Annotated in this window: 6 protein-coding genes and 1 pseudogene; 3 read left to right on the top strand and 4 right to left on the bottom strand. The window is 36.5% G+C overall.

Annotation, left to right across the window (positions count from 1 at the left end; genetic code table 11):
- Nucleotides 1-350 (bottom strand): annotated as a pseudogene (locus BAQ48_RS06335) (collagen-like protein); the annotation flags it as partial.
- A gap of 359 nt (nucleotides 351-709) precedes the next feature.
- Here BAQ48_RS06335 and BAQ48_RS06330 point away from each other — a divergent pair.
- The gene (locus BAQ48_RS06330; protein ID WP_071710433.1) at nucleotides 710-1,684 is read left to right on the top strand and encodes an ABC transporter substrate-binding protein; all 975 of its coding nucleotides are present in this window, start codon (nucleotides 710-712) and stop codon (nucleotides 1,682-1,684) included.
- A gap of 7 nt (nucleotides 1,685-1,691) precedes the next feature.
- Entirely contained in the window at nucleotides 1,692-3,728 is a 2,037-nt protein-coding gene (fhuB, locus tag BAQ48_RS06325; protein WP_071710432.1) for a Fe(3+)-hydroxamate ABC transporter permease FhuB, read from the top strand.
- A gap of 127 nt (nucleotides 3,729-3,855) precedes the next feature.
- Here fhuB and BAQ48_RS06320 read toward each other — a convergent pair whose 3' ends face one another.
- Nucleotides 3,856-4,527 (bottom strand): septation ring formation regulator EzrA, encoded by a 672-nt coding sequence (locus tag BAQ48_RS06320; protein WP_071710431.1) that lies wholly within the window; start codon nucleotides 4,525-4,527, stop codon nucleotides 3,856-3,858.
- Nucleotides 4,520-5,074, bottom strand: coding sequence for a sigma-70 family RNA polymerase sigma factor (locus BAQ48_RS06315; RefSeq protein ID WP_071710435.1), 555 nt, complete (start codon nucleotides 5,072-5,074; stop codon nucleotides 4,520-4,522). Before BAQ48_RS06315 ends, BAQ48_RS06320 begins: the two co-directional genes overlap by 8 nt.
- Before the next feature lie 183 nt (nucleotides 5,075-5,257).
- On the opposite strand from BAQ48_RS06315, the gene BAQ48_RS06310 reads away from it, so the two are divergent.
- Nucleotides 5,258-5,761 carry a DinB family protein gene (locus tag BAQ48_RS06310; RefSeq protein WP_071710430.1) on the top strand — a complete coding sequence of 168 codons (504 nt, stop codon included), beginning with the start codon at nucleotides 5,258-5,260 and terminating at the stop codon, nucleotides 5,759-5,761.
- A gap of 64 nt (nucleotides 5,762-5,825) precedes the next feature.
- Here BAQ48_RS06310 and BAQ48_RS06305 read toward each other — a convergent pair whose 3' ends face one another.
- Nucleotides 5,826-6,518, bottom strand: coding sequence for an ABC transporter permease (locus BAQ48_RS06305; protein WP_071710429.1), 693 nt, complete (start codon nucleotides 6,516-6,518; stop codon nucleotides 5,826-5,828).
- Nucleotides 6,519-6,524 lie beyond the last annotated feature (6 nt).

Here is a 6,524-nt window from a genome sequence, read left to right as displayed (position 1 = left end):
GTTGGACCTGTTGGACCCGTTGGACCCGTTGGACCCGTTGGACCCGTTGGACCCGTTGCTCCTGTTGCTCCCGTTTCACCTGTTGCTCCTGTTGCTCCTGTTGGACCTGTTGGACCTGTTGCTCCTGTTGCCCCTATCGCTCCCGTTACTCCTGTCGCTCCTGTTTCACCTGTTGCTCCCGTTTCACCTGTTGCTCCCGTTACTCCTGTCGCTCCCGTCGGACCTGTTGGACCTGTTGGACCAAGCTTAGGAACTGTCCCATCGCAACTAAAACAGCATGAATCAACATGTACACCATTTTGATTATTACACCCACAATATCCATTTGTATTATTGAGCCATGAAGACATGCTGATCCCTTCCTTCAAATTCAATCTTTTAAGCATAAGCAACGAATTAGAAAACACATATCAAATAATAAAAAACTGTATTCTATAGCGATAAACACGCATTAATTCCATACATTCTAATAATTATTACATGCGACATTCTCTCACTTTGCTTGTACTTTCGCCTTCCTGCTTAAACGAAATTCCTCTTCTAAAATGTTCATACATATAGTAAAATCCATATAATTCATTGCTTTTCGTCAAAATTTTAAAAAAATATTGACACTTAAAATATCCTCATAGTATGATTTGGTTGTTATAATTGATAACGATTTTCAGTGTCGTTTATTACAAGTAAAAAAATTATTTGGGGGCAGAAGATGAAGAAAATTCTCAGTATTTTCATAGTAGTCCTTCTATTCGCTGTTGGATGTGGACAGCAAAAAGAGGAGAACAAAGAAACAAAGACAGACGATAAGAAGCAAGCTATAACAATTAAACACGCTGAAGGGGAAACAAAATTAGATAAACCAGCGAAAAAAGTTGTTGTACTTGAGTGGGTATATTCAGAAGACTTATTAGCACTTGGTGTTCAGCCAGTAGGGATGGCAGACATTAAGAATTATAATAAATGGGTAAATACACCAACAAAACCAAGTAAAGATGTTGTAGATGTAGGGACACGTCAACAACCAAACTTAGAAGAAATTAGCCGTCTAAAACCAGACTTAATTATTACTGCATCATTCCGTGGTAAAGCTATTAAAAACGAATTAGAACAAATTGCACCAACAGTTATGTTCGATCCATCAACAAGCAATAACGATCACTTTGCTGAAATGACAGAAACATTTAAACAAATTGCAAAAGCAGTTGGAAAAGAAGAAGAAGGTAAAAAAGTATTAGCTGATATGGATAAAACATTCGCTGATGCAAAAGCAAAAATTGAAAAAGCAGACTTAAAAGATAAAAACATCGCAATGACACAAGCATTTACAGCTAAAAACGTGCCAACATTCCGTATCTTAACTGACAATTCTGTAGCTTTACAGGTTACAAAAAAATTAGGTTTAACAAATACTTTTGAAGCAGGAAAATCTGAGCCAGATGGTTTCAAACAAACAACTGTAGAATCATTACAAAGTGTACAAGATTCAAACTTCATTTACATTGTAGCGGATGAAGATAACATTTTTGACACGCAACTAAAAGGCAACCCTGCTTGGGAAGAATTAAAGTTCAAAAAAGAAAACAAAATGTATAAATTAAAAGGCGACACTTGGATTTTCGGTGGTCCTGAATCTGCAAAATCTTTAGCAACACAAGTAGCAGATGTAATGACAGCGAAGAAGTGATTACACGATGAATAGCTTACAACATACACTTCGAGCAAGTCTTGTATTCGGAGGAGGAGCAGCTCTCTTGCTCCTCCTTTTCTTTATTCATATCGGACAAGGTCAAGCGAACATTTCCTATAGTATGATTATGGATGCTCTTATCTCACCGAATCAATCGCTAGAGCATCAAACTTTAATCATGCTTCGATTACCTAGAGCCGTAATTGCTATTTTAGCCGGAGGTGCTCTTGCTGCATCTGGAGTTATTTTACAAACGTTAACAAAAAACCCACTTGCTGAATCCAGTACAATGGGTATTCACTCTGGCGCATATTTCTTTCTAGTAACTGCTACAATTTTCTTACCGAAAGGTTTGCAAATTAACTCACTTCTTTTCACATTTATCGGTGGTGCAATTACTGCTTTATTTGTATACCGTATTTCTGGTGGAAAAAAGGGAACCCCACTTAGAATGGCATTAGCTGGTATGGTCGTTACATTAATGCTTTCTGCCTTTACTGGAACGATGCAACTGTTCTATGAGAATGAAACAGCTGGTTTATTTTTATGGGGAGCTGGGTCTCTTATTCAAAATAACTGGGATGGCGTTCAATTTGCTTTTCCATTTATCATTATTTCTTTCCTAGTTTTACTATTTATGTCTCGTAAACTCAACATTCTCTTACTTGGTGATGATGTGGCTGTTTCTCTTGGTGAAAAAATAGCGGTAACACGTCTTATCGCCTTCATTGCCGCAATCTTTTTAACAGCAGTAATTGTTACTGTTGTTGGACCAATCGGTTTTGTGGGCTTAGTTGCACCACATTTAATGCGTCTTATTGGCTACCGTCAGCACTTTACTCTTCTTCTCTCTTCTTTCTTATGGGGGGCAGTCTTATTACTTGGAGCAGATGTTGTCGGTAGATTAATAGATCCAACCGGTGCAGAACTTCCTGTTGGGGCAGTCACGGCAATGATTGGATCGCCTTGGCTTATTTACTTAGTGTATCGAATGATGAAATCGAAACAATATATGAATGATAACGGTGCAAATGCAGCCGGAGCTAGTTCCCGCTATTACTCTTATAAAAAGGTAATCATTATATCTATTACGCTTTGTATTGTGACGATTGCTCTTGGTGTTACAATTGGTAGTAACGCTTATATCGAAAGCATTACAAATGTTATATCAGGTCAATTAACACAATTTGACAAAAATATGATGATGAACCTTCGTTTACCAAGAATGCTCGTTGCCGCTATTGCTGGCGCTTGCCTTGCAATAAGCGGACTTGTTTTCCAAGGTATATTACGAAACCCACTTGCAGACCCTTCTATCATTGGTATTTCCTCGGGGGCTGGTGTTGGTGCTTTAACTATTATGTATGTCTTTCCTGCACTTCCTGGTTTCTTCCTACCAATTGGTGCATTTATTGGCGGACTACTTGCAGTTGGAATTGTCCTCTTCTTCTCTTGGAAATCAGGGTTTAGTCCAACAGCTCTCGCTTTAATAGGGATTGGCATTTCCGCGCTTGGCTCAGCAATTATTCAAATCTTTATTGTTAGAGCGAATTTAAATGTGGCTGCTGCTTTAACGTGGCTATCAGGCAGTACGTATGCAAGAGGATGGAATCACTTAGAAAATATTATTCTATATCCATCACTTATTCTCGTACTCATTATCTTTTTCTTAATAAAGCAACTCGATGTTCTTGTACTTGGGGATGATTTAGCAACTGGACTCGGACAACCGGTAAATAAAACGCGTCTTGCTCTAATCGTGTTAGCGACACTACTTGCATCAGTAAATATCGCTGCTGTCGGTACGATTGCCTTTTTAGGCCTTGTCGCACCACACTTAGCGCGAATCGTTGTTGGGATGAATCACCAAAGACTATTCGTCTGTTCAGCACTGTTTGGAGCAATCCTCCTTTCCATTGCTGACTTACTAGGACGAACAATTGCATATCCGAAAGAAATTCCTTCTGGTCTTGTCGTTGCTGTACTTGGGGCACCTTATTTCTTATGGTTAATGAGGAAAAGTGGAAAGAAGGTTAATTAAAAGCCAGCTTCATATATGAAGCTGGCTTTTCTATCATGGCATAAAGTGAAACTATAATCAGTAGGGTTTTGTTCATCTCCCACTTCTTCACTCCAGCCGAATTTTAAAGTAGGAGTTTTACTGCCCGTTAATGCGGGATAAAATTAATATAAGCTTTGTACATAAAATATATAACAAGTGAATACATAATTATATTGAATATACTACGTTTTAACGTTAACTTTCTCTTTAATTTTTTATCCAGCAATCTTAATTCTATTCCGGTTGCTATTTTCAATCCACCTACTATTTGAAATAACTCTCTGTAATCATCAGCATTTCCTAACAATACGTATTCTTTATCATTTTTATACTTTATATAAAGAAATTCGCTTCCACCTTTACGGTCTAATATTGTTTTTATAGAAACTATTTCGTTTAATAAACATACTTTTAAGTCCACTTCATTATAATAACGATCCACAAAAAACACATATAACTTTTTATTTGTAACGATTAGCACATTGTTAATACCGAAGTTCATCGCAAGAACGCCTACCCCTAATGTCATCGTTATACCTGTCTGCCAGTTTTTCACGCAAGGATTTTCAGTAAACATACTATATAAAACCTCTTCACTCCCCTGTGATTCTTCTTGTACGGTCTCATAACAACGTTTCATTAAAATTGTTTTTGTTACAACTTCTTTTGTACGATCTATTTTCTTTTTATCTATTTTTTTATCATTTCTATAATCTTCTACAAAATTATCACCATACTGCAAATTATTTAATTCCTGAAGCAATTTTTCTTTATTCATTTCTTTTCCCTCCTAACAGCTTCTTCAATTTCTTTCTCCCTCTCGAAAGCCTGCTATACACCGTATCTCGGGTCATACCGAATTCAAGTGCTATTTCTTGTACGCTATATTCATCTAAATACCTTTTTATAAAAATTTCCTTATCTTTTTCGTTCAATTCTTTAATTAAGACGTAAAAATTATGATTTCGCTCTTCTGTTGTTAAATTAACATCTTCCCCTTCTTCATATATTTCTTGATGAAACTCTTGTAATTGGTAAGCCTTATTACTTTTTCGTTTATAATCAATGGCTTTAAATTTCGCAACGGATATAAGCCAATTCCTAAACTTCCCACGATTTTCATCGTAACTGCTAATGTTGTACCAAACGATTAATAAAATATCATCAACACATTCATCCACTAGCACCTTACTATGTGCCGTATCTAACACACTGTGAACCACCCTATAAATTAACCCCCCATATCGATCAATTGCTGTATGTAAAGCTAACATATCCTGTTTTCGAAGACCTTCTACTATTTCTATATCTTTCACCCTTATCACCACGCTTTATCCCATTCTCTATTCGTTATATATACGAATGAACACATTCGATTCCTGACAATTCTACAAATATTTTCTAATTATTTTTATATTGTAACAATATGTAATGAATTTTTTTCTATTAAAAGGGAATAAATCAAGTGTCTCGAACTTAACCTATGAACATAATTAGGAGGGATAACTATGTACCAAACAATTGAAGGCTTTTTACAATCATGGAAATACGAGGCTGAATCTACTCAGAAGATGCTCGATGCATTAACAGATGAATCTTTATCACAGGAAATTGCACCTGGACACTGGACGTTAGGCAGAGTTGCTTGGCATATCGTGACGGCCATTCCGGTTATGCTATCTGGCACAGGGCTTAAGTTTGAAGGGGAAACGAAAGATTATCCTGTACCGACTTCTGCTACAACAATTGCTGATCAATATCGTAAAGTAAATGCAGCTTTTGTTGAAGCACTTCAAAGTGAATGGACTGATAAAGACTTAGCGACTATTAATGACTTCTTTGGTCGCCCTATGCCGAATTCTATATTTTTAATGACGCTTATTAATCATCAAAATCACCACCGCGGACAAATGACAGTTTTAATGCGACAAGCTGGCTTAACAGTCCCTGGCGTATATGGTCCTGCAAAAGAAGAATGGGCTGCGGCCGGGATGGAAGCTCCAAAAATGTAACGACAGAAAAAGACAAGGTATTGATTCACCTTGTCTTTTCCTGTAACTTGTTTCATGTGAAACTTTATATTGCATCTTCTCTCTCAATATTTCTAATCCCATAATAAGCAATCGCCACACCAATCGCTGCAAATGCGAATTGAAGAGGAAGAAAGGTCGCTATAGGAAATATTGGTGGGTTATTAATTGCGATTAGTACAACTATAATAGACGAAACAATAGTAGTTGGCACTGAACGTTTACGCATTCCGAAGTATAGAGGAATTAAGCTTATTCCAGCAGTGGCAATGGCTAAAGGAACGAGATTTATCCCTTCTTGAATCAATTGATCTAATGTAAATGGATTAGAAAGAATCGAAAAATAACTATCTATTCCAATGAAAATTCCTACTACAAAAATATTAGATAAAATAACTGTTATGAATGTTAATATTGCTGTAATAGCCAACTTACTAATCATTATTTTCTTCCGATTAATTGGATAAGAAAACATCAATAATATTGTTTTGTTTTTATATTCATCAATTATTAACTTAGCTATTAGTATAGCACCAAAAATAATAAATGTTGCTCTTACTATTGAACTAGCCATTAACAAAATCGCCTGCGGATCTCTTATTTCTGGATCTCCCTCTATTTGAGAAACGATGCTAACAAAAATCAATAATGCCAGTATAACAAGATTTGCAATTACTGCTCTCTTCACGTACCAGCCGAGTTTAAATTTCTTCAGTTCTAGCTTCATAAGACGTAGCATGATGGT

It is taken from the genome of Bacillus luti (genome assembly GCF_001884105.1).
Taxonomy (GTDB): Bacteria; Bacillota; Bacilli; order Bacillales; family Bacillaceae_G; genus Bacillus_A; species Bacillus_A luti.
Note: the sequence above shows the minus strand (reverse complement) of the source record. Positions and strands in the feature narration are given on the sequence as shown.

Coding starts and splice junctions, on each gene's coding strand:
- BAQ48_RS06330 (WP_071710433.1), top strand. CDS start 710: ATGAAGAAAATTCTCAGTATTTTCATAGTAGTCCTTCTATTCGCTGTT.
- fhuB (WP_071710432.1), top strand. CDS start 1,692: ATGAATAGCTTACAACATACACTTCGAGCAAGTCTTGTATTCGGAGGA.
- BAQ48_RS06320 (WP_071710431.1), bottom strand. CDS start 4,527: ATGAATAAAGAAAAATTGCTTCAGGAATTAAATAATTTGCAGTATGGT.
- BAQ48_RS06310 (WP_071710430.1), top strand. CDS start 5,258: ATGTACCAAACAATTGAAGGCTTTTTACAATCATGGAAATACGAGGCT.
- BAQ48_RS06305 (WP_071710429.1), bottom strand. CDS start 6,518: ATGCTACGTCTTATGAAGCTAGAACTGAAGAAATTTAAACTCGGCTGG.